Annotated in this window: 19 protein-coding genes and 2 pseudogenes; 20 read left to right on the top strand and 1 reads right to left on the bottom strand. The window is 65.7% G+C overall.

The window, feature by feature from the left end:
- The 19 genes and pseudogenes from flgK to F0357_RS08675 all read left to right on the top strand — a co-directional run bounded on the left by flgK (position 1) and on the right by F0357_RS08675 (position 17,844).
- The gene (gene flgK, locus F0357_RS08765; protein WP_153479976.1) at positions 1-1,452 is read left to right on the top strand and encodes a flagellar hook-associated protein FlgK; all 1,452 of its coding nucleotides are present in this window, start codon (positions 1-3) and stop codon (positions 1,450-1,452) included.
- A gap of 4 nt (positions 1,453-1,456) precedes the next feature.
- Positions 1,457-2,476: a flagellar hook-associated family protein gene (locus tag F0357_RS08760; protein WP_153479975.1), complete on the top strand. Its 1,020-nt coding sequence runs from the start codon at positions 1,457-1,459 to the stop codon at positions 2,474-2,476.
- A gap of 24 nt (positions 2,477-2,500) precedes the next feature.
- Entirely contained in the window at positions 2,501-2,848 is a 348-nt protein-coding gene (flaF, locus tag F0357_RS08755) for a flagellar biosynthesis regulator FlaF (protein WP_153479974.1), read from the top strand.
- A 104-nt stretch (positions 2,849-2,952) separates the two neighbouring features.
- On the top strand, positions 2,953-3,357 hold the full coding sequence (flbT, locus tag F0357_RS08750) for a flagellar biosynthesis repressor FlbT (protein WP_153486503.1): 405 nt from the start codon (positions 2,953-2,955) through the stop codon (positions 3,355-3,357).
- Between the two features lie 14 nt (positions 3,358-3,371).
- Positions 3,372-3,758 (top strand): flagellar hook assembly protein FlgD, encoded by a 387-nt coding sequence (flgD, locus tag F0357_RS08745; RefSeq protein WP_153479973.1) that lies wholly within the window; start codon positions 3,372-3,374, stop codon positions 3,756-3,758.
- 9 nt (positions 3,759-3,767) lie between these two features.
- Entirely contained in the window at positions 3,768-4,034 is a 267-nt protein-coding gene (gene fliQ / locus F0357_RS08740; protein WP_153479972.1) for a flagellar biosynthesis protein FliQ, read from the top strand.
- A gap of 52 nt (positions 4,035-4,086) precedes the next feature.
- Positions 4,087-6,177 (top strand): flagellar biosynthesis protein FlhA, encoded by a 2,091-nt coding sequence (gene flhA / locus F0357_RS08735; protein WP_153479971.1) that lies wholly within the window; start codon positions 4,087-4,089, stop codon positions 6,175-6,177.
- A gap of 117 nt (positions 6,178-6,294) precedes the next feature.
- Complete coding sequence (locus F0357_RS08730) at positions 6,295-6,927, top strand: flagellar biosynthetic protein FliR (RefSeq protein ID WP_153479970.1); 633 nt, start codon at positions 6,295-6,297, stop codon at positions 6,925-6,927.
- Positions 6,928-6,930: 3 nt separating this feature from the next.
- Positions 6,931-7,329, top strand: coding sequence for a hypothetical protein (locus F0357_RS08725; RefSeq protein ID WP_153479969.1), 399 nt, complete (start codon positions 6,931-6,933; stop codon positions 7,327-7,329).
- Between the two features lie 56 nt (positions 7,330-7,385).
- On the top strand, positions 7,386-7,955 hold the full coding sequence (locus F0357_RS08720) for a rod-binding protein (protein WP_153479968.1): 570 nt from the start codon (positions 7,386-7,388) through the stop codon (positions 7,953-7,955).
- 2 nt (positions 7,956-7,957) lie between these two features.
- On the top strand, positions 7,958-8,338 hold the full coding sequence (locus F0357_RS08715) for a hypothetical protein (protein WP_153479967.1): 381 nt from the start codon (positions 7,958-7,960) through the stop codon (positions 8,336-8,338).
- Positions 8,335-8,868, top strand: a complete 534-nt coding sequence (locus F0357_RS08710) for a hypothetical protein (RefSeq protein WP_153479966.1) — start codon at positions 8,335-8,337, stop codon at positions 8,866-8,868. The genes F0357_RS08715 and F0357_RS08710 overlap by 4 nt, the downstream gene beginning before the upstream one ends.
- A 32-nt stretch (positions 8,869-8,900) precedes the next feature.
- Positions 8,901-10,574 carry a methyl-accepting chemotaxis protein gene (locus F0357_RS08705; RefSeq protein WP_153479965.1) on the top strand — a complete coding sequence of 558 codons (1,674 nt, stop codon included), beginning with the start codon at positions 8,901-8,903 and terminating at the stop codon, positions 10,572-10,574.
- Positions 10,575-10,671: 97 nt separating this feature from the next.
- Positions 10,672-13,335 (top strand): hybrid sensor histidine kinase/response regulator, encoded by a 2,664-nt coding sequence (locus tag F0357_RS08700; protein ID WP_153479964.1) that lies wholly within the window; start codon positions 10,672-10,674, stop codon positions 13,333-13,335.
- Complete coding sequence (locus F0357_RS08695; RefSeq protein ID WP_153479963.1) at positions 13,332-13,808, top strand: chemotaxis protein CheW; 477 nt, start codon at positions 13,332-13,334, stop codon at positions 13,806-13,808. The genes F0357_RS08700 and F0357_RS08695 overlap by 4 nt, the downstream gene beginning before the upstream one ends.
- Positions 13,809-13,837: 29 nt before the next feature.
- The gene (locus tag F0357_RS08690; RefSeq protein ID WP_153479962.1) at positions 13,838-14,203 is read left to right on the top strand and encodes a response regulator; all 366 of its coding nucleotides are present in this window, start codon (positions 13,838-13,840) and stop codon (positions 14,201-14,203) included.
- Between the two features lie 85 nt (positions 14,204-14,288).
- Positions 14,289-15,400: pseudogene (locus tag F0357_RS08685) on the top strand (protein-glutamate methylesterase/protein-glutamine glutaminase).
- The gene (locus F0357_RS08680) at positions 15,400-16,254 is read left to right on the top strand and encodes a CheR family methyltransferase (protein WP_312861694.1); all 855 of its coding nucleotides are present in this window, start codon (positions 15,400-15,402) and stop codon (positions 16,252-16,254) included. Before F0357_RS08685 ends, F0357_RS08680 begins: the two are co-directional and overlap by 1 nt.
- A gap of 255 nt (positions 16,255-16,509) precedes the next feature.
- On the top strand, positions 16,510-17,844 hold the full coding sequence (locus F0357_RS08675; RefSeq protein ID WP_153479960.1) for a globin-coupled sensor protein: 1,335 nt from the start codon (positions 16,510-16,512) through the stop codon (positions 17,842-17,844).
- A gap of 189 nt (positions 17,845-18,033) precedes the next feature.
- Here F0357_RS08675 and F0357_RS08670 read toward each other — a convergent pair.
- A pseudogene (locus F0357_RS08670) lies at positions 18,034-18,288 on the bottom strand (YjhX family toxin); the annotation flags it as partial.
- Positions 18,289-18,701: 413 nt separating this feature from the next.
- On the opposite strand from F0357_RS08670, the gene hisS reads away from it, so the two are divergent.
- A complete protein-coding gene (hisS, locus tag F0357_RS08665) occupies positions 18,702-20,339 on the top strand; it encodes a histidine--tRNA ligase (protein WP_312861516.1) in 1,638 nt (545 codons plus the stop codon).
- Positions 20,340-20,344: the final 5 nt, after the last annotated feature.

The following is a 20,344-nucleotide window of genomic DNA, read 5'->3' as shown; positions in this document are numbered from 1 at the left end:
ATGTCTTTGAGTGCCGCCCTCAACACGGCGCGGTCGTCGTTGCAAAGCACGTCGACGCAGATCTCCGTGGCCGGCCGCAACGTGGCCGGCGCGAGCGATCCCAGTTATTCGCGCAAGATCGCGACGACCGTCCCGACCGACGGCGGTGTTCGCACCGTCGTCACCCGGGCGACCGATCCCGAGCTCTATACCCGCATGCTCGGCGCCACGTCGGACGCCGCGAAGGCGAAATCGACCCTGTCGGGCCTCGATCAGCTCTACGACACCATCGGCGACACCCAGGACGACACGTCGCCGGGGGCGAAGATCGGCAAGTTGCTGAGCAGCCTCAGCACCCTCGCCGATCAGCCAGATCAGCCCGCGTTGGCGACCCAGCTCGTTGCCGAAGCGAAAAACGTCGTCACCACGCTCAATGAGGCGACCAAGTCGGTGCAGGGTATCCGCGGCGACGCGGACAGCCAGATGGCGAGCGCGGTCGGCTCCGTCAATGACCTGCTTCAGCAGTTCCAGAAGCTGAACCAGCAGATCGTTGCCGGCACCGCCAAGGGGGCCGACGTCACCGATCAGCTCGACCAGCGCGATGGGGTTCTCTCCAAGCTCTCGGAGCAGATGGGCATCACCGTCCTGTCGCGCGCCAACAACGACATGGCGGTCTATACCGACAGCGGCGTGACGTTGTTCGACCAGTCGGCGCGCACCGTCAGCTTCTCCGCGACGACGCCGCTCACGGCCGGCGCCACCGGCAACGCGGTCTATGTCGGCGGCGTGCCGGTGACGGGACCGGGGGCCAGCATGGCGCTCAAGTCGGGCGCGATCGCCGGCCTCGCCACCCTGCGCGACACGGTTCTGCCGACCTATCAGAACCAGCTCGACGAGATGGCGCGCACCCTGATCTCGGGCTTCTCCGAGGCGGATCAGAGCGGGGCGGGCGGTCCGAAGCTGGCCGGCCTGTTCACCAACGGGACGGACAGCACGGTGCCCGGCGGTCTCACGGTGGGGCTCGCCGGCACGATCAGCGTCAACAGCAAGGTCGATCCGCAGAAGGGCGGCAACGCGCAACTCCTGCGCGACGGTGGGATCAACGGCACCGCCTACACCTACAACACCTCTGGCGCTTCCGGTTATGCGGACCGTCTGCGCGGCACCGTGGACGCGCTGAACGCAAAGCACACGTTCGATGCGGGCACCGGTCTGCCGACGAGCGTGACGCTGAGTGAGTTCGGCTCGAATTCCGTCGGCTGGGTCGCCTCGACCCGCAAGGCCGCGACGAGCGACGACACCTATCAGTCCGCGTTGCTGACGCGGGCGAGCGACGCCCTCTCCAATGCGACGGGCGTCAACATGGACGACGAATACGCGAACCAGCTTCAGCTCGAGAAGAGCTTCGCCGCATCTTCGAAACTGATCTCGATCATCGACAAGATGTACGAGACGCTGCTCGGCATTGGGTGATGTGATGCGGACCACCTTCATCTCGACGAACGTTCTCAACAACACCGCCCGCTCGAGCGTGACGCGGCTGCAGCAGCAGTTCGTCGACGCCAACACGGAATCGACGACCGGACGCCACGCCGACATGGGCAACGCGCTCGGCGTCGACACCGGCAAGGCGGTCCAGTTGCGTCAGGAATACGACGCCCGCCAGGAAACCGTCTCCGCCAACAAGGTCGCGCTTGGCCGCGTCGACACCACCCAGGCGGCGCTCAACAGCACGATCTCGACGGCCAACGATTTCCTGAAGTCGGTGCTCCAGACCACCAACGTCAGCCGGAGCTTGCTGGCGAGCCAGGCGGAGAACGGCCTGTCCGCGCTGATCTCGACGATCAACACGACCCAGAGCGGTCGCTATGTGTTCGGCGGCATCAACAGCGAGCAGCCGCCGCTGAAGGATTACAACGGCGCGGCCAAGACCTCGATCGACAATGCGGTGGCGGCTAAATGGCCGGGCAACACGGTTTCGACCGCCACGCCGGCCGACGTCCAGTCGTTCCTCGACAACGAATTCGCGACGCAGTTCAACGACGCGAATTGGAAGGCGAACTGGTCGAATGCCTCCGACACCAACGTGACCATCCGCCTCGAAGGCGGCGAATCCGTCGATACCTCGACGAACGCCAACGTGAGCCCGGTCCGCAAGCTCGCCATGGCCTATGCGATGGTCCAGACCTTCGCGAGCAAGGGTCTCAACGACGAGGCGATGAAGGTCGTCCTCGCCAAGGCGCAGACGCTCTCGGGCGAGGCCGTCGGCGAGTTCGCCGATGTGGGCGGCAAGCTCGGCATGACCACGCAGCGCGTCACCGCCGAAAACGACCGCATCTCCAAGCAGAATGACGTTCTCTCGCGCCGGATCGGCGAACTTGAGAATGTCGATCAGGCTGAAGCCAAGACGCGTGCCGATACGCTCTCCAATCAGATCCAAATGTCCTATTCCATAACCAGCAAAATCTTGAAACTCAGCATCCTGAATTACGCCTGAGACTGACGGTAAGGGGGAAAGCGCATGTACAAGTTTTCTTATGCCGAGATCGTCGAGGAATCGGGCGATGAATCCCGCGCGCGCGAACGCCAGGCGCTCGATCATGCGATCGAGCTGATGACGCTCGCGGAAGCCCGCGGCGTCCACTCGCTCGAAGCGCAGAACGCGATCGACTATGTCCAGAAGCTGTGGGGCTTCTTCATCAAGGATCTCACCGACGCCGCCAACCAACTGCCGGAGCAGTTGCGTGCCGATCTCGTGTCGATCGGCCTTTGGATCCTGCGCGAATCCGACGCCATCCTGAACGATCGGGTGACGAGCTTCGCCGGTCTCATCGAGATCAACCGCGTCATTCGGGATGGGCTGCAATGAACAAGCATGTTTCGCCCAAGGTCGTCGCATCGAGCCGCGCGGTGGAAGACCGCCCCCGCGCGCCCGGCAAACCCGGGGCCAAGGGGGCCGCGGGCCCGAAGGCGATGCAGATCTCGCTGCGCGCCGGCGAGCGGATCTTCGTCAACGGGGCGGTGCTGCGCGTCGACCGCAAGGTGACGCTCCAGCTCCTCAACGAAGTGACGTTCCTGCTCGAATCCCACGTCATGCAGGTCGAGGACACCACGACACCGCTGCGGCAGCTCTATTTCGTCGTGCAGTCCATGCTGATGGACCCGCTCGACGTGAGCGCCGCCAAGATGGTGTTCGCCGACCAGATCAACGGCCTGATGGGCTCGCTCACCAGCGAGAGCCTGCGGACCGGCGTGATGGCCGTCGCCGACCTGGTGGCCGCCGGACGTGCCTACGAAGCGCTGCGGACGATCCGCGGTCTCTTGCCGATCGAGGATTCCATCCTGGAAACCTCGCCCATCTCCACCAAGGTCGCCTGACGCAGGAGAGTGCCATGACCGTTTCCTCCGTGACGTCCTCAACCGGTGCCGCGTCGAAGTCGTCCTCCTCGACGTCGACCTCGACGCTGGGTTCGCTGAACTCCGACACGTTCCTGAAGCTGATGCTCGCCGAGCTGAAGAACCAGGACCCGACGAGCCCGATGGATACGGCTCAGTACATGTCGCAACTCGCGAGTTTCACCCAGGTCGAGCAGGCGACGAAAACGAACACCAAGCTCGACACCATGCTGTCGGCCTCGATGATCGGCCGCACCGTGACGTCGTCCGACGGCACGGTGAGCGGCACGGTCGCCTCGGTTCAGCCGTCCAGCAACGGCGTCATCGCCAAGCTCACGAACGGCAAGTCGCTCGCCATCGAGAGCGGCGTCACGGTCTCCTGAAGGCGCACCATGAACCCCGGTGACGCCATCGACATCGTGCAATCGGCGATCTGGACCATCATCGTCGCGGCCGGCCCCGCGGTCGCGGCCGCCATGGTGATCGGCATCGTGATCGCGCTCATCCAGGCGCTGACCCAGATCCAGGAGGTCACGCTGACCTTCATCCCGAAGATCATCGCGATCCTCGTGGTGACGGCGGTCACGGCGAGCTTCATCGGGGCTCAGATCGGCTCGTTCACGGAAGAAATCTACGGACGCATCGGCAAGGGCTTCTGAGCCCGCCACGGCGAACGCGCCCATGACGGGCGTTTGAAGAGGGGATGAACCCATGACGAATGCGGCGGCAACGGCGCCGACGGAGCGCCGATCGCTTCGCGATGTCGGATTCGCGGCCGGCATCGTCGGCATTCTCGTAATCCTCTTCCTGCCGATCCCGCCGCTCATCATCGACCTGGGACTGGCGCTGTCGATCGCGCTGTCCGTCCTGATCCTGATGGTGGCGCTCTGGATTCAGAAGCCGCTCGAGTTCTCCTCCTTCCCGACCATTCTCCTCATCGCGACGCTGCTGCGGCTGTCCCTCGGCATCGCCTCGACGCGCCTCATCCTCGCCCACGGCAGCGAGGGCGTGATGGCCGCCGGCCACGTCATCTACGGCTTCTCCCAGTTCGTGATGGGCGGCGATTTCGTCATCGGCATCGTCGTCTTCGCCATCCTCGTCACCGTCAACTTCCTCGTCATCACGAAGGGCGCGACGCGTATCGCGGAAGTCGGCGCGCGCTTCACCCTCGACGCCATCCCCGGCAAGCAGATGGCGATCGACGCCGATCTCAATGCCGGGCTGATCGACGACAAGGAGGCGCAGCGCCGCCGTGGCGAGCTCGAAGAAGAGAGCTCCTTCTTCGGCTCGATGGACGGTGCGTCGAAGTTCGTCCGCGGCGAGGCGGTGGCGAGCTTGATCACCATCGCCGTCAACATCTTCGGCGGCATCATCATCGGCGCCACGCGCCACGGCATGCCGCTCTCGGAAGCCGCCGACGTCTATACCCGCCTGTCGGTCGGCGACGGTCTCGTCGCCCAGATCCCCGCGCTCATCGTTTCGCTCGCCGCCGGTCTCCTCGTCTCCAAGGGGGGCACCCGCGGTACGGCGGAACAGGCCGTGCTCGGCCAGCTCGGCGCCTATCCCCGCGCCCTGTTCGTCGCCTCGGGTCTCCTGTTCCTGCTCGCTTTCGTTCCGGGGCTGCCGCTCATCCCGTTCGCCACGCTCGGCGGCCTGATGGCCTTCACCGGCTACATCATTCCGCGGCAGATCGCGCAGAAGAAGGCGGTCGAGGCCGAGGCGGCGGCGAAGAAGCAAGAGGAAGATCGGCTTCAGCAGCAGGCTCGCGACTCAGTCAAGGATTCGCTCAAGACCGACGAAATCGAACTGTGCATCGGCAAGCAGCTCGCCGGTCCGATCGTGCGCCCTCAGGGCGAGGTGGTGCACCGGGTCAGCAAGATGCGGCGCAAGTTCGCGCAGCAATACGGTTTCGTCATTCCCGAGATCAAGCTCACCGAGGCGCTCAACGTTCCCGGGAAAAGCTACCAGATCAAGATCCACGGTACCGTGGTGGCCGAGCAGGAAATGCGCATCGGCGAACTCCTGATCATCACCGGCGACGGGCCGCAGCCGAACCTGCCCGGCGACGAAGTCCGCGAACCGGCCTTCGGCATGAAGGCGATGTGGATTTCGGACTCCTTCGCCGGGGAGGCACGGCGCGAGGGCTTCACGCCGGTCGACAATCTCTCCGTGATCCTCACCCACGTCAGCGAGGTCGTGCGCAACAACCTCGCGCAGCTCCTGTCCTACAAGGACATGCGCAACCTCTTCGAGCGGCTGGGGCCCGAATATAAGCGGCTCATCGAGGACATCTGCCCCTCGCAGATCTCGTTCTCCAGCCTGCAGGCGGTGCTCAAGCTGCTGCTCGCCGAGCGTGTTTCGATCCGCAATCTCCATCTCATCCTCGAGGCGATCGCCGAGATCGTGCCGCATGTGCGCCGAGCCGAGCAGGTCGCCGAGCACGTCCGCATGCGGATGGCCCAGCAGATCTGCGGCGACCTCACCGAGGGTGGCGTCCTCAAGGTGTTGCGCCTCGGCAACCGCTGGGACCTCGTCTTCCACCAGAGCCTGAAGCGCGACGCCAAGGGCGACGTGATCGAGTTCGACATCGATCCCCGGCAGGTCGAGCAGTTCGGCACCGAGGCCTCGGCCGCGATCCGCCAGCGCATGGCGGAAAGCCAGAGCTTCGTGCTCGTCACCGCGCCGGACGCGCGGCCCTATGTGCGGATGATCATCGAGCGTATGTTCCCCTCGTTGCCCGTGCTGTCGCATGTCGAGATCGCGCGTGGCGTGGAGATCAAGGCGCTCGGAACCATCTCGTGATCCCGATCGACAACGACAGTCTGGTCGCGACCTTCCTGATCTTCTGCCGGATCGGGTCCTGCCTCATGGTGGTGCCCGGCTTCGCCCAGGCGCACATTCCCCCAGGTCCGCCTCTTCGTGGCGCTCGGGGTGACGCTCGCCCTGACGCCGCTCCTGATCGGCGAACCGCTGGCGGTCCTGCGCGGCGGTGGGCTCGGCGACACGGTGCGCCTCATCGTCTCCGAGATCCTGACCGGGCTCCTCATCGGCATCATCGGGCGATTCTTCTTCCTCGCCTTGCAGACGATCTTGGTCGTCATCACCCAATCGATCGGCCTCAGCCCGCTGCCGGGCTCGATGTTCGAGGACAGCGAGCCGCTGCCGCCGATGGCGAGCATCTTCTCCCTCGCCGCCGCGACGATGATGTTCGCCTCCGACCTCCATTGGGAGCTGCTGCGCGGCCTCGTCGGGTCCTACAAGGCGCTGCCCGTCGGGCTCGAATTCGGCGCCCGCATCGGCCTCAACGAGATCGCCGACCACCTCTCCGAGGCCTTCGTCGTGGCGCTGCGCATCGGCAGCCCGTTCATCATCTACGCCATCGTCGTCAATTTCGGCATCGGCCTGACGAACAAGCTCGTTCCCACGATTCCGGTGTTCTTCATCGCGACGCCGTTCATCACGGCAGGCGGATTGCTGCTGATGTTCTTCACGGCCCGCGAATTCCTCAACATCTTCGTGGGCGCGTTTGCCGCCTGGCTGCAGCAGGGCTGAGCCATGGCGGACCGCACCAAGAAAGTCGCCCGCATCCTCAAGGTCCAGCAGGACATGCAGAAGCTCGCCGATTGGCGGCTCGCGACGCTGCGCCGTGAGGCGGGGGAGCTCGCGGTGGCGCAGGAGGAGATCGTCGCCGTCTTCAACGACGACGACCGGTTGCACGGCATCCTGATCGATCCGATGGCCCGCCGGCTGCGCATGCTCGCGGCCGAGGCCGATCGCGTGAAGGTCGAAACCGTGGCGCAGGAGCAGCGGGTGCTGGTCCAGAGCCGCAAGCTGAAGCAGACCGAGCGGCTCTTGGAGCGCACCACGCAAGAGGAAGAGCGCGCCCGCGAGCGTCGCGAACTCGAGGCGTTGCTTGACGCCGTGCTCGCCAAACGGGATGCAAGCCTCCCGTAAGCCACGCAAGGCAGACTGCACACTCAAGATCATCCCTTCACGGGTGCAGGTGCAGTATGGCGATCCGACCCCCTTCAGATATCGTGCTCGACGTCGCGCGCGCAATCGACCCGCTGCGATATCAGCAGGCCGTCGGCCGGCTCGCACGCATGTCGGGACCGTCGGGCGCCGCAGGGTTCGATCAAGTCTTCAACCAGACCGGAAGCGGGCTCGATTCCCTGCTCGGCAAGGACGTTTCGTCGACCCTTGCGGGTGGGAACAGCCTGGCCAGGTTCAGCCAGCGCATTCCCGACGCCGAGCAGACGAAGCTCGACACGTTCCGCAAGTTCGAGGCGGCGAGCCTCTCGACCTTCGTCCAGGAAATGCTGCCGCAGAAGGCTGACGCCGTGTTCGGCGAAGGCACCGCCGGCGACGTCTGGAAGTCGATGCTCGCCGAGCAGATCGCCAACCAGATGGCGGCCGGTGGCGGCATCGGTATCGCCGCGCAGCTCGCCAAGTCGAACGCGGGCGACCACAACGCCGTCGCCGTTCGCCATTCCGCCCTCGGGCCGCTCGCGCCGAACCTGGCGTTGCCCCAGCTCGAGAGCATTTCGACGAACTCGTCCAAGCCGACGGAAGGGGTGTGACGATGGAGTTCACCGCGATCGAACATCGCCCGCTCGACCCGGCGTCCCGTGCGCTCATCGGAGCGCTCGACCGTCTCGAGGAGATCATCGACGGCGAGTTCGCGGCGCTCGAGGAGAACCGCTCGTTCGACGTCGAGGCCTTCAATCATCGCAAGAGCCGGAGCCTGCTCGAGCTCAGCCGACTGCCTGTGCCGACGGAGGCGCCCGATGAGGTGATCCGCAGCCGGCTGCCGCGTCTGCGCAGCAAGCTCAGCCGCAACCAGGAACTCCTCGCGATTCATCTCGCCGCCGCCCGGGAGATCTCCGACGTGCTCGCCCAGGCGATGCGCGACGCGGACTCCGACGGAACCTACAGCGCCGCGATCGGAGGGGGCGCGCGATGATGCGCTACCTGATGATCGGGCTCTGGGTCTGCATCGTGACGCTCGCCTCGAGCTACGGTGCCGCGAGCTGGAGCGCCAACAACAACGCGCCGAAGAAGAAAGAGGACCGCTATCTCGAGGGCCTCGAATATCGCCGCGTTCCGATCATCAGTGTTCCCATGATTCAGGACGGCCAGTTGACCGGCTACGTCCTCGCCCGCTTCGTCTACACGGCAGATGCCAAGACGCTGCATGAGCTTCCCGTTCAGCCGGATTCCTTCGTCGCCGACGAGATATTCCAGCAGATCTACGAGCACGGCAAAATCCAGTTCGGCAACATCTCCAAGTACAACATCCCGGAGATGACCAATGCCATCAAGACGAACGTCAATACGCGAATGCAGACCCCGATCATCAACGACATCCTCATCGAAGCGCTCAATTACATGAGTCGTGAGGAGATGGAGCGGCGGCAGGATGGTTCGGGGGAGTCGTCGAACAAGACCGCGAGCACCGAGTCGCCCGCCGCCACGCAACAACATTCTGAATAAAAATCGTCACCACAGAATAGTGGGATAGAAAAATGAAGATCAGCGGAAAAATCAATGCCATCGTCGCTGTTCTCGGTCTCTCGACCGTGGCGGTCTGCGCGATGGGCCTCTACGCCATCAACGACTCGGTTCGGGCGACGGACAAGCTCGATCAGGTGGCGCGACGGGCCTTCCTCGTCGAGCGCATCGATCATCTCGTCACCAAGACGGTGATGGAATCCCGCGGCGTCTATCTCGCGACCGACACCGAGAAGGCCAAGCCCTTCGCCGACGGCATCCGCAAGGCGCTCGATGCGATGCAGAAGGCGGTCGCCGACCTCGGCGCGATGACGCCGGCGACGGATCGCGCCCTCTATGACGAACTCGCGGCCGGTATTACGAGCTTCGCCCAGTTTCGCACCGAGACCGCCCGTCTCGGCGCCGAGGTATCGCCGGCGGCGGCGAACGCCCAGGGCAACAACGATGCCAACCGCGCCAACCGCAAGGCGTTGCAGGCGTCGCTGCAGAAGCAGGTCGCCGGCATCAGCTCGGAAATGGACCCGATCCGGGTCCATCTCGCCCAACTCAAGAACACGATGAGCACGCTCATCCTCGCCGTCACCATCATCGGCCTCCTCGTCAGCGTCGGCATCGCGATGTGGATCGGCACCACGAAGCTCGCTCGTCCGCTGCGGACGTTGTCGAACACCCTGGGCCGGATGGCGAAGGGCGACCTCGACGTCGAGATCGTCCGCGACGTGAGCAAGGACGAGATCGGTGAGATCTGGTCCACCACCGGCCACTTCCTGACCGAGCTCAAGGAGGCCGAGCGGCTTCGCGACGAGCAGGCGCAGTCGGCCCTGCGCGCGGCGGTCGAGAAGAAGAACACCATGAACGATCTCGCCGATCGCTTCGACAGCGAAGTCTCGACCGTGGTCCGCACCGTCGCGGCGGCGGTCAGCCAGCTCGAGCAGAACGCGACGGTCATGCGCACCTCCGCCGACGCCACGCGGTCGCAATCGACCATCGTCGCCTCTGCGGCCGAAGAGGCGACCGGCAACGTCCAGACCGTCGCGTCGGCGGCGGAAGAGATGGCCGCGTCGGTCCGGGAGATTGGCCAGCAGGTGGCGATGGCGGCGTCGATCGCGGCCGAGGCGACCGGCCAGGCCTCCTCGACGGCGGAAGTGGTGCGCGGCCTCGCGGCGAACGCCCAGCGCATCGGCCAGGTCGTGAACCTCATCACCGACATCGCCGCACAGACCAACCTCCTTGCCCTCAACGCGACCATCGAGGCCGCGCGGGCCGGGGAAGCCGGCAAGGGTTTTGCGGTCGTCGCCATGGAAGTGAAGACGCTCGCCGAGCAGACTTCCAAGGCGACCGGCGAAATCTCCGCCCAGGTCTCGGCCGTGCAGGGCGCGACTGCGGAAGTCGTCCGTGCCATCGACGGCATCTCCGGCACCATCCGCCGGATCGACGAGATCTCCTCCGCGATCGCCTCCTCGGTCGAGGAGCAGGGCGCCGCCACCAACGAGATCGCGCACAACGTCCAGCGCGCCGCGCAGGGCACGCGAGAAGTTTCCACCAACATCTCGAGCGTCAGCACGGCGGCCAACGATACGGGCCGGGTGTCGGGCGAGATCGTCAACGCGGCAGCCGACCTGGCCCAGCAGGCCGAGTCGCTCCGCACCCAGGTCGACTCCTTCATGGAGCGCGTACGCGCGGCCTGATCCTCTCGTTCGCGGCGGCGGTCAGGCCCGCCCCGCGGTTCAAGAATGTTCCAACCCGGCGCGGGTCAGTCGCCAAGAATGCGCGGGAGTTTGATTGATGGACGACCTTCTCAGAGAGTTCCTGACGGAAACGAACGAAAATCTCGATGTCGCTGACGTCGAGCTGGTCAAGTTCGAGCAGGATCCCAACAACGCCCAGATCCTGAACAACATCTTCCGGCTGGTGCACACCATCAAGGGGACCTGCGGGTTCATCGGTCTGCCGCGGCTCGCCTCGCTCGCCCACGCGGCCGAGACGCTGATGGACAAGTTCCGTCAGGGTACGCCGGTGACGACCGATGCCGTCGGCCTCGTGCTGGTGACGATCGACCGGATCAAGCAGTTGCTCGCCGAGCTCGAGGCCCGCGAGGGTGCCGAGCCGGAGGGATCGGACGAGGACCTCATCAGCCGCTTGGAGGCGATGGCGGCCGGCGGCGCGCCGGTGCCGCTTCTGACCCGCGCCCCCGAGCCGGAAGCCCCGAAGGCGGCGTCCGTCGGCGTGCTCAGCGGCCAGATCCTCGAGCGCGAGCTCAAGCCGGGCGAGGTTCCGCTCGACGAACTCGAGCGGGTCTTCCGCGAGACGGCGGTCGAGGCGCCGGCGGCACCGAAGGCGCCGGCTGCGCCGGACGCCCATGCGCAGGGCGCCCGCGGCGAGGAAGTGGCTGCCGGCGGCGTGTCGTCGCAGACCATTCGCGTCAATGTCGGGACGCTCGAACACCTGATGACGATGGTCTCCGAGCTGGTGCTCACCCGCAACCAGCTCATGGAGATCGCCCGCCGCCAGGAAGAGAGCGACTACAAGGTGTCGCTGCAGCGTCTCTCCACCGTGACTGCCGAATTGCAGGAAGCGGTGATGCGGACGCGCATGCAGCCCATCGGCAACGCCTGGCAGAAGCTGCCGCGCATCGTGCGCGACCTCGCCCAGGAGCTCGGCAAGCACATCGAACTCGAGATGTCGGGCGCCGACACCGAGCTCGACCGTCAGGTCCTCGATCTCATCAAGGACCCGCTCACTCACATGGTGCGCAATTCCGCCGACCACGGCCTCGAAGGACCGGAGGATCGGCGCGCGGCGGGCAAGCCCGAGAAGGGCACGATCCACCTCGACGCGCACCACGAGGGCGGCCACATCGTCATCGAGATTTCCGATGACGGCCGCGGCCTCAACACCGACCGCATCCGCGCCAAGGCCCTCGAGAACCGTCTCGCGACCGAGGCCGAACTCGCCAAGATGACGGACGCCCAGATCCACCGCTTCATCTTCGCGGCGGGTTTCTCGACGGCGGCCAAGATCACCAACGTGTCCGGCCGCGGCGTCGGCATGGACGTGGTGCGGACCAACATCGAGCTGATCGGCGGCACGGTGGACGTGCGCTCCCGCGCCGGCCAGGGTTCGGTCTTCACCATCAAGATCCCGCTGACGCTCGCCATCGTGCCGGCGCTCATCGTCGAGGCCGCGGGCGAGCGGTTCGCCATCCCGCAGCTCGTCGTCGTCGAGCTCGTGCGCATCCAGCCGGGCTCCGAACACACGATCGAGCGGGTCAAGGACGCCCCCGTCCTGCGCCTGCGCGACAAGCTGCTTCCGATCGTTCCGCTCGCCGGCCTGCTCGGCACGCTGCCGAACGGCGGCCAAGAGGTCGAGACCGGGTTCGTCGCCGTCATGCAGGTCGGCAATCAGACCTTCGGCATCGTCGTCGACGGCGTCCTCCACACCGAGGAAATCGTCGTCAAGCCGATGTCGTCGATGCTGCGCCACATCACGATGTTCTCGGGCTCCACCATCCTCGGTGACGGCCGTGTCATTATGATCGTCGATCCGAACGGCATCGCCCAGGCGGTCGCCACCTCGGCCGAGACCGCGGCGGTCGACAAGGTCGCCGACGACGAGTTGCGCCGCGACGAGGGCGACGATGTCATCTCGCTGCTCCTCTTCCGTGCCGGCTCGGTCGAGCCCAAGGCGGTGCCGCTCTCGCTCGTCACCCGCCTCGAGGAGTTCGACGTCTCCAAGATCGAGCACACCGGCGGCCGGCCGGTCGCCCAATATCGCGGTTCGCTGCTGCCCCTCGTCTACGTCGACGACAAGGTTGAGCGCCGCACCACGGGCACCCAGCCGGTTCTCGTGTTCTCCGACAACGGACGCTCGATGGGCCTCGTCGTCGACGAGATCGTCGATATCGTTCAGGATCGCCTCAACATCGAGCTCACGTCGGAGGGACCGGGCCTGCTCGGGGCCGCCGTCATCTCCGGCAAGGCGACCGCCCTCGTCGATATCGGGCACTATCTCTCCATCGCCTTCGCCGATTGGTTCGAGCGCAAGTCGTCGAGTTACGCGACGACGGCCGGCCGGCTTCTGCTCGTGGACGACAGCGCTTTCTTCCGCGGCCTGATCGGCCCGGTGCTGCGCGGCATGGGCTACGAGGTGGTCACCTGCGCGTCGGCGGTCGAGGCGCTGGATCGGTTGTCGCGCGACACCCGCTTCAACGTGATCGTCAGCGATATCGACATGCCTGAAATGGACGGCTTCTCGTTCGCGAGCGCCGTGCGTACCCGCCCGCAGATGTCGAACATCCCCATCATCGCTCTGTCCGGCGTCTGCACGCCGGAAGCGATCGCTCGGGGCCGTGACGTCGGCTTCACCGATTATATCGGCAAGTTCGACCGCTCCGGCTTGATCTCGGCTCTCAGCGAATTCACCGGCCACATCCAGGGAGAGGCAGCATGAGCGCGCCGCTCGCGAAGACCGACGTCTCGTCGGAAACCACCCAATTCGTCACCGTCCGCATCGGACCCCAGTTGTTCGGCTTGCCGATCTCGACGGTCCACGAGGTGTTCGCACCCGAGCAGATCACCCGGGTGCCGCTCGCGCCGGCGGAGATCGACGGGGTTCTCAACCTGCGCGGCCGCATCGTGACGACGATCAACATGCGGACCCTGCTCGGGTTCGGAACCGAGGTGCGCGAAGGCCAGATGGCGGTCGGCATCGAGCACAAGGGCGAGTCCTTCGGCCTTATGATCGACGAGGTCGGCGAGGTGCTGTCGCTCGACATCGCCGCCCAGGAACCGAACCCAGCCAATCTCGATCGCCGCTGGGCGCAGGTGTCGAACGGCGTCTATCGCCTTTCGAAGGAGCTGATGCTGGTCCTCGATGTCGAGCGCTCGCTCGCGCGGGTCGGCAACACGGCGGTTGCTGCGTGATCGATGCGGCTGTCCGCACGGAGGTTTCGATGAAGACGTTTCTTGTCGTGGACGACTCGAGCACCGTCCGCAAGGTCGCCCGGCGCATGCTGGAGCAATTGTCGTTCAAGGTGACGGAAGCCGAGGATGGGCAGAAAGCTCTGGAGCAGTGCGCAACCGGGCTGCCGGACGCCATCCTGCTCGATTGGAACATGCCGGTCACCAATGGGCCGGACTTCCTGCGCCAGCTACGCGACCGCTACGGCCGCGGAGATCCGAAGGTGATCTTCTGCACCAGCGAGAACGATCCGGCGCAGATCGCCGCCGCCCTGAACGGCGGTGCCGATGAATACATCATGAAGCCGTTCGATGCCGAAATCCTCAAGGAAAAACTTGAGGAAGTCGGCCTAATCTGAACCAATAATACAGGGCGGAAACACAGTGACTGCTACTGTTGCTGCACAATCCGGACAATCGGACGATGCCGACAAGATCCGCGTGATGATCGTGGACGATTCGGTGGTCATTCGTGGCGTCCTCTCGAACTGGATCTCGGAGAGCCGCGACTGCATCGTCGTCGGCAGTCACGTGAACGGCCGCCGGGCCGCCGACGACGTCGTGAATTCGCAACCCGACGTCGTCATCCTCGATCTCGAAATGCCGGAGATGGACGGTCTCACCGCCCTGCCGCTCATTCTCGAACGCAAGCCCGGCACTGTGGTGATCGTCGCCTCGACGCTCTCGCGGCGCGGCGCCGAGGTCAGCCTCAAGGCGCTCAATCTCGGTGCATCGGATTATATTCCGAAGCCCGAGGCGGCGAACGGCCGGGCGACCTCCGCGGAGTTCAAGGAAGAGTTGCTCGCCAAGGTGCGCAGCCTCGGCGGACGCGCGAAATTGCGCGCCCGCGGCGGAGCCCTGCGCAAGCCGGCCGGGATCGCCCCGTCGCCGGCGCCTGCGGCGGTCCGGCCATTGCCGGCCCCGCCCGCGAAGCCGAAGCCGCTCGACAAGCTGCGCCCCTATTCGATGGTGCCGCCGAAGATCCTGGTGATCGGGAGCTCGACCGGTGGTCCGCAGGCGCTGCATAAGCTCTTTACCGCCCTCGGCCCGTCGATCGGAAAGATCCCGGTGCTCGTCGTCCAGCACATGCCGGCGACGTTCACCGCGATCCTTGCCGAGCATATCGGCCGCGCCGCTGGCCGCTCCGCAAACGAGGGCGTCGACGGCGAGAAGATCGAGGCCGGGCGCATCTATGTCGCGCCCGGGGGCGTCACATGATCATGGAAAAGAAGAACGACGAGCTCGTGGTGCGTCTGCTCGACACCGAGCCGGTGAACTTCTGCAAGCCGGCGGTCGATCCGATGTTCATGTCCGCCGCGTCCATCTTTGGGGCCGCCATCGCGTCGGTGGTTCTGACCGGCATGGGCAGCGACGGCGCCAAGGGTGCGAAGGTCATCGCCGATGGTGGCGGGACCGTCATCGCGCAGGACGAAGAAACGAGCGTCGTCTGGGGCATGCCCGGCGCGACGTTTGCAACCGGTGCCTGTTCTGATCTGCTGCCGATCGACGAGATCGGTCCCAAGATCGTCCGCCTCGTGACTGGAGGTCGGCCATGATAACGCAAGCCGATTATGATCAATTCCGTCGTCTGCTGAAGACGCGCTCCGGCCTCGTTCTCAACGAGGACAAGCATTATCTGCTCGAAAGCCGGCTCGCGCCGGTGGCGCGCCGGTTCGGCCTCACCACGCTGACCGACCTCGCCGCGAAGCTCCGCGGTCCGGCGGCCGGTGCCGTCGAGGACGCGGTCGTCGAAGCGATGACGACGAACGAGTCCTTCTTCTTTCGCGACAAGAAGCCGTTCGAAGCGTTCACCAGCGTGATGCTGCCGGCGGTCATCAAGGCACGCGGCCCGGGCCAGACGATCCGCATCTGGTGCGCGGCGGCCTCCACCGGTCAGGAGCCCTATTCGCTCGCGATGGCGCTCAAGGAGAGCGCTTCGCTGCTCGGCGGTCGCCGGGTCGAGATCATCGGGACGGACCTGTCGTCCGACGTGCTCGATCGTGCACGCCTTGGCCTCTACACTCAGTTCGAGGTTCAGCGCGGTCTGCCCATCCAATATCTTCTGAAATATTTCACGAAGATGGATGATTCTTGGCAGATTAGCAGTGAACTGCGGAGCATGATCGATTACCGCAAGTTCAACCTGCTTGAGCCGTTCCATTCGTTAGGTCGGTTCGACATCGTGTTCTGCCGGAACGTGTTGATCTATTTCGACGCGCCGACCAAGGCGGACGTGCTCAACCGGATCTCGCGGGTGATGGCGCCGGACGGCTATCTCGTGCTCGGCGGTGCCGAGACGATCGTCGGCCTCACCGACGCCCTGAAGGCGGTGCCGCAGAACCACGGGCTCTACATGGTGAACACCGCGGCCGGCGCCGATGCTCCGCGCCGGGTCGGAGTGGCCCCCTAAGCCGTTGCCGGGCCGGGCTCTCGACCCGGCCCGTGCTTCGCCCGCACACATTGAGGATCGGCGGATGTGCCCGCGCGCAAGTGCAGGGCTGTGCATCGAGGCGTGGCGTTCGTGACCCCCTTCGCCTCCGCCCCGACCTGCCTGGCGTCAAGCGGCCACACGCGGGCTCCGTCGATCGAGAAAATCCCAGCTTGGGGAAGCCTAAGGGGTGCATCCTCTCCGCCAGAGGACGTACTTCCAGTTCAGGGATACGCTATGAGCGCTGAAATTGATTTCGATGTGCAGAAGCATATGCTTCTCATCGACGAAGATGTTTGCCGGGACCTGAAGGACGCTTGGAAGCTCTTCGAGCCGGAACTGCCGTCGATCGTCGGCCGCTTTTATCGCCATCTGGCTGAGATTCCCGAGACGGCGTCGTTGATTGCCGGGCGCGTCGAGCGCCTCGCCGAGGCCCAGCGCCAGCATTGGACCCGCCTGTTCACGTCCGGCTTCGACGCGGGCTATCGCGAAAGCGTGCGGGCGATCGGCCGCGCCCATGTCCGGGTTGGCCTCCATCCCGGCATCTTCATCAGCGCCTACGGCCTCATCGGCAGCGAGTTCCCGGCCATCGTCAACCGCGTCCACCGGCTCAACTCGGCGCGTGCGGCGCGGCTCCTCTCCGCCACCATCAAGGCGGTGATGCTCGACATGAACCTCGCCGTGTCCGTCTATCACGACGAGACGCTGGCCGAGGCCGAGCGGCGGCGGGCGAAGCTCGCCGAGCACCTCGCGGCCTTCGACGCCGCCTTCGGGGGCTCGCTCAATTCCTTGAACAATGCGGCTGAAACGATGCGCGACGCCTCCGGTCGGCTCGTCTCGCTGTCGAGCCAGAGCTCGGATCAGGCAGTGGGCGCGAGCTCGACCGCCTCCGAGATGGCCGATCGCGCCGTCGAGGGCGCCGAGGCCGTCAACTCCATCACCCATTCGATCGAGAGCGTCGCCGGCCACGCCCGCGCCTCGCTCGGTGTCGTCGGCAAGGCGGTGGATCAGGCCCGCGCCATGGACGGCACGGTCCGCGATCTGACGAGTGCCGCCGAGCGCATCGACCGCGTGGTGGAACTCATCGCCGGCATCGCCGGCCAAACCAACCTGCTCGCCCTCAACGCCACGATCGAGGCCGCGCGCGCCGGTGACGCCGGGCGCGGCTTCGACGTCGTCGCCCGCGAGGTGAAGACGCTCGCGACCCAGACCGCGGCGGCGACCAAAGAGATCTCCTCGGAGATCGGGTCGATCCAGTCGGCGACCCACGCCGCCGCCGACGGCCTCACCGCCATCGCCTCGACCATCGAGCAGGTGGCGAGCGCGATCGAGCAGATCTCGGCCGCCGTGAACGAGCAGACCGATACGACCCGCGCCATCGCCTCGACGGTCGCCGCCTTGTCGAGCGATGCCCGCGGGGTGGTGACCTCGATCACTAACGTTCGCACGGCGACCGACACCACCGGCCAGGTCGTGGCGACGGTGCGCGACCTCGCCGCCAACCTCGACGATCAGGCGAGCCGGATGAAGACCGAGGTGCGCTCCTTCTTCGAGCGCGTCGCCGCCGCCTGATCCGGCACCGGACGTCCGAGGGCGAGAACCGGCGGCGATGCCGCCGGTTCGAGACGCGTCGACGGCGATCAGGCGGTCGAGTCGGCGGCGTGATGCGCCCCCGCGAAGGCGGCTTCCGCAACGGCGCGGATGACGGCCGGGTTGGCCGGCCGTCCCGATCGGAGCTCGATCATCAGCGAACGCCCCCGTGCGATTGTCGGTCTGAGCGCGAACCTGCCGCCGGCCCTTCTCGGAGATCCGATAGGGGGACGACGCCTTCGATTCGATGAGGCGCTTGCGCCGGAGCCTGGAAAACACCTCGACGGTGCATTCGGTCAGGACGTGACCCTCGCGGGTGAAGCAGAGCACGTCGAGGATGTGGCCGCCGCTGCTGCGGTGGTGGCGGATATGACCGCCTTGGGCGAGCACGTGCAGCACGCGCTGCTCGCTGCGTGAAATATTCATGGAGTAGCCTGTGACAAAAGCTCCCGCACGGCATCCTTCGCCGACCCCATAGGGGCCGCGGTGGATGCGGTGAGATGCCTCGAACGTTTCCGAGGCGATCAGCGGGTGGTCACAAGCTCCAACATCGACAATTCCTTTGCTCGCGTGGATGAGCGAGGTTCATTTGAGAATTGTGCCCGCGTCTGTCAAGACGAAGCGGTGCGACTGACCCCGATGAGCGCCGCGTTTCTGCTCGGCCGCCGTGCGGCCGTTGCGGCGCCGGTGCTTCGCGCCGTCCCGCCCGCCTTGCCGGGCGGGGTGCTTTGGTCTAGTGCTTCGGCCCCGACACGGGCCGCGGCTTGCCTCGCGGCCTTCTCCAGGAAAAGCCGCGCTTTCGAGGCCGTTCGGGCGCGGACCGAGCACGGACGGACGACGTGAGCGACGCTTCCTCGAACGACGCCGACAAGGCCGATCGCAAGCCCGCGCGCCCCAAGCCGCGCCTTCCGCGCGGCCTCGTGGACCGTGGCCCCGCCGAGATCGCCGCCACCGAGGCGCTGGTCGCCGCCGTGCGCGCCTCCTACGAGCTCTACGGCTTCGAGCCGGTTGAGACCCCGCTCATCGAATATGCCGACGCCCTCGGCAAGTTCCTGCCCGACCAGGATCGTCCCAACGAGGGCGTGTTCGCCTTCCAAGACGACGACGAGGAATGGCTGGCGCTGCGCTACGACCTGACCGCGCCGCTCGCCCGCTATGTGGCCGAGAATTACGAGCGGCTGCCGAAGCCCTATCGTTCGTTCCGCGCCGGCTGGGTGTTCCGCAACGAGAAGCCGGGCCCGGGCCGTTTCCGCCAGTTCATGCAGTTCGACGCCGACACCGTCGGCACCGCCTCGGTCGCCGCCGATGCGGAAATCTGCATGATGGCCGCCGACACCCTGGAAAAGCTCGGCATTCCGCGCGGCGACTACGTCATCCGCGTCAACAACCGCAAGCTTCTAGATGGCGTGATGGAGATCGCCGGCCTCGCCGGTGACGAGAATGCCGGCCGCCGCCTCATCGTGCTGCGCGCCATCGACAAGCTTGATAAGATTGGCGAGGAGGGTGTTCGCGAACTGCTTGGTCGCGGCCGAATGGACGTTAGCGGCGACTTCACGAAGGGCGCGAATCTCGAAGATTCTCAGATTCAAGTAATTGTCGACTTTGTAAATGCGCTTCAATTTACACACTTGCGATACACCAGAAGCGCCGATGAAATTACAGAAAGAGGCCTAAAGTTCGTCAATGTATCTGACGGTAGTCCCGCCGGATATTATGTTGATGACAATGGGTCGACATTGAAATATCTGCTGGAGAAGTTCTCTAGTAGCGCGGTTGCCTTAGAGGGAATTAGAGAGCTTGAAGAAATTAGCGATCTCGTCCAGGCGGCGGGATACAACGAAAAAAGAATACTCATCGATCCGTCGGTCGTGCGCGGCCTCGAATATTATACCGGCCCCGTCTTCGAGGCGGAGCTGACCTTCACCGTGCTCGGCGACGACGGCCGGCCGGTGCGGTTCGGCTCGGTCGGCGGCGGCGGCCGCTATGACGGGCTCGTCGGCCGCTTCCGCGGCGAAGACGTGCCGGCGACCGGCTTCTCCGTCGGCGTCTCGCGCCTGTCGGCTGCGCTCGCCGCCCGCGCCCCGAAAGCGCAGGCGAGCGGGCAGGGGCCCGTCGTCGTGCTGGTGCTCGACCGCGATGCCGGCTCGATGGCGCATTATCAGCGCATGGTGCAGACCTTGCGCGGCGCCGGCATCCGCGCCGAGCTCTATCTCGGCACCTCCGGCCTCAAGGCGCAGATGAAATATGCCGACCGGCGCGATGCGCCGTGCGTCGTCATCCAGGGCTCCAACGAGCGGGGCGCCGGCACCGTCGAGATCAAGGATCTCGTCGAGGGCAAGCGGCTCGCCGAGGGCATCGAGGACAACAAGGCCTGGCGCGAGGCGCGTCCGGCCCAGGTCACCGTGCCCGAGGGGGACCTCGTCGCGGCGGTGCGCGACATCCTCGCCCGTCGCACCGCCGAACGCTCGCCGGCTTGAGGCTT

Source organism: Segnochrobactrum spirostomi (assembly GCF_009600605.1).
In the GTDB taxonomy this organism is placed as follows: Bacteria; Pseudomonadota; Alphaproteobacteria; order Rhizobiales; family Segnochrobactraceae; genus Segnochrobactrum; species Segnochrobactrum spirostomi.
The sequence above is the reverse complement of the archived record's forward strand: the minus strand, read 5'-3'. Positions and strand labels throughout refer to the sequence as shown.

Excerpts from the sequence above, each read along its gene's own strand:
- flgK (WP_153479976.1), top strand. The coding sequence starts at position 1 with ATGTCTTTGAGTGCCGCCCTCAACACGGCGCGGTCGTCGTTGCAAAGC.
- F0357_RS08760 (WP_153479975.1), top strand. The coding sequence starts at position 1,457 with ATGCGGACCACCTTCATCTCGACGAACGTTCTCAACAACACCGCCCGC.
- flaF (WP_153479974.1), top strand. The coding sequence starts at position 2,501 with ATGTACAAGTTTTCTTATGCCGAGATCGTCGAGGAATCGGGCGATGAA.
- flbT (WP_153486503.1), top strand. The coding sequence starts at position 2,953 with ATGCAGATCTCGCTGCGCGCCGGCGAGCGGATCTTCGTCAACGGGGCG.
- flgD (WP_153479973.1), top strand. The coding sequence starts at position 3,372 with ATGACCGTTTCCTCCGTGACGTCCTCAACCGGTGCCGCGTCGAAGTCG.
- fliQ (WP_153479972.1), top strand. The coding sequence starts at position 3,768 with ATGAACCCCGGTGACGCCATCGACATCGTGCAATCGGCGATCTGGACC.
- flhA (WP_153479971.1), top strand. The coding sequence starts at position 4,087 with ATGACGAATGCGGCGGCAACGGCGCCGACGGAGCGCCGATCGCTTCGC.
- F0357_RS08725 (WP_153479969.1), top strand. The coding sequence starts at position 6,931 with ATGGCGGACCGCACCAAGAAAGTCGCCCGCATCCTCAAGGTCCAGCAG.
- F0357_RS08720 (WP_153479968.1), top strand. The coding sequence starts at position 7,386 with ATGGCGATCCGACCCCCTTCAGATATCGTGCTCGACGTCGCGCGCGCA.
- F0357_RS08715 (WP_153479967.1), top strand. The coding sequence starts at position 7,958 with ATGGAGTTCACCGCGATCGAACATCGCCCGCTCGACCCGGCGTCCCGT.
- F0357_RS08710 (WP_153479966.1), top strand. The coding sequence starts at position 8,335 with ATGATGCGCTACCTGATGATCGGGCTCTGGGTCTGCATCGTGACGCTC.
- F0357_RS08705 (WP_153479965.1), top strand. The coding sequence starts at position 8,901 with ATGAAGATCAGCGGAAAAATCAATGCCATCGTCGCTGTTCTCGGTCTC.
- F0357_RS08700 (WP_153479964.1), top strand. The coding sequence starts at position 10,672 with ATGGACGACCTTCTCAGAGAGTTCCTGACGGAAACGAACGAAAATCTC.
- F0357_RS08695 (WP_153479963.1), top strand. The coding sequence starts at position 13,332 with ATGAGCGCGCCGCTCGCGAAGACCGACGTCTCGTCGGAAACCACCCAA.
- F0357_RS08690 (WP_153479962.1), top strand. The coding sequence starts at position 13,838 with ATGAAGACGTTTCTTGTCGTGGACGACTCGAGCACCGTCCGCAAGGTC.
- F0357_RS08675 (WP_153479960.1), top strand. The coding sequence starts at position 16,510 with ATGAGCGCTGAAATTGATTTCGATGTGCAGAAGCATATGCTTCTCATC.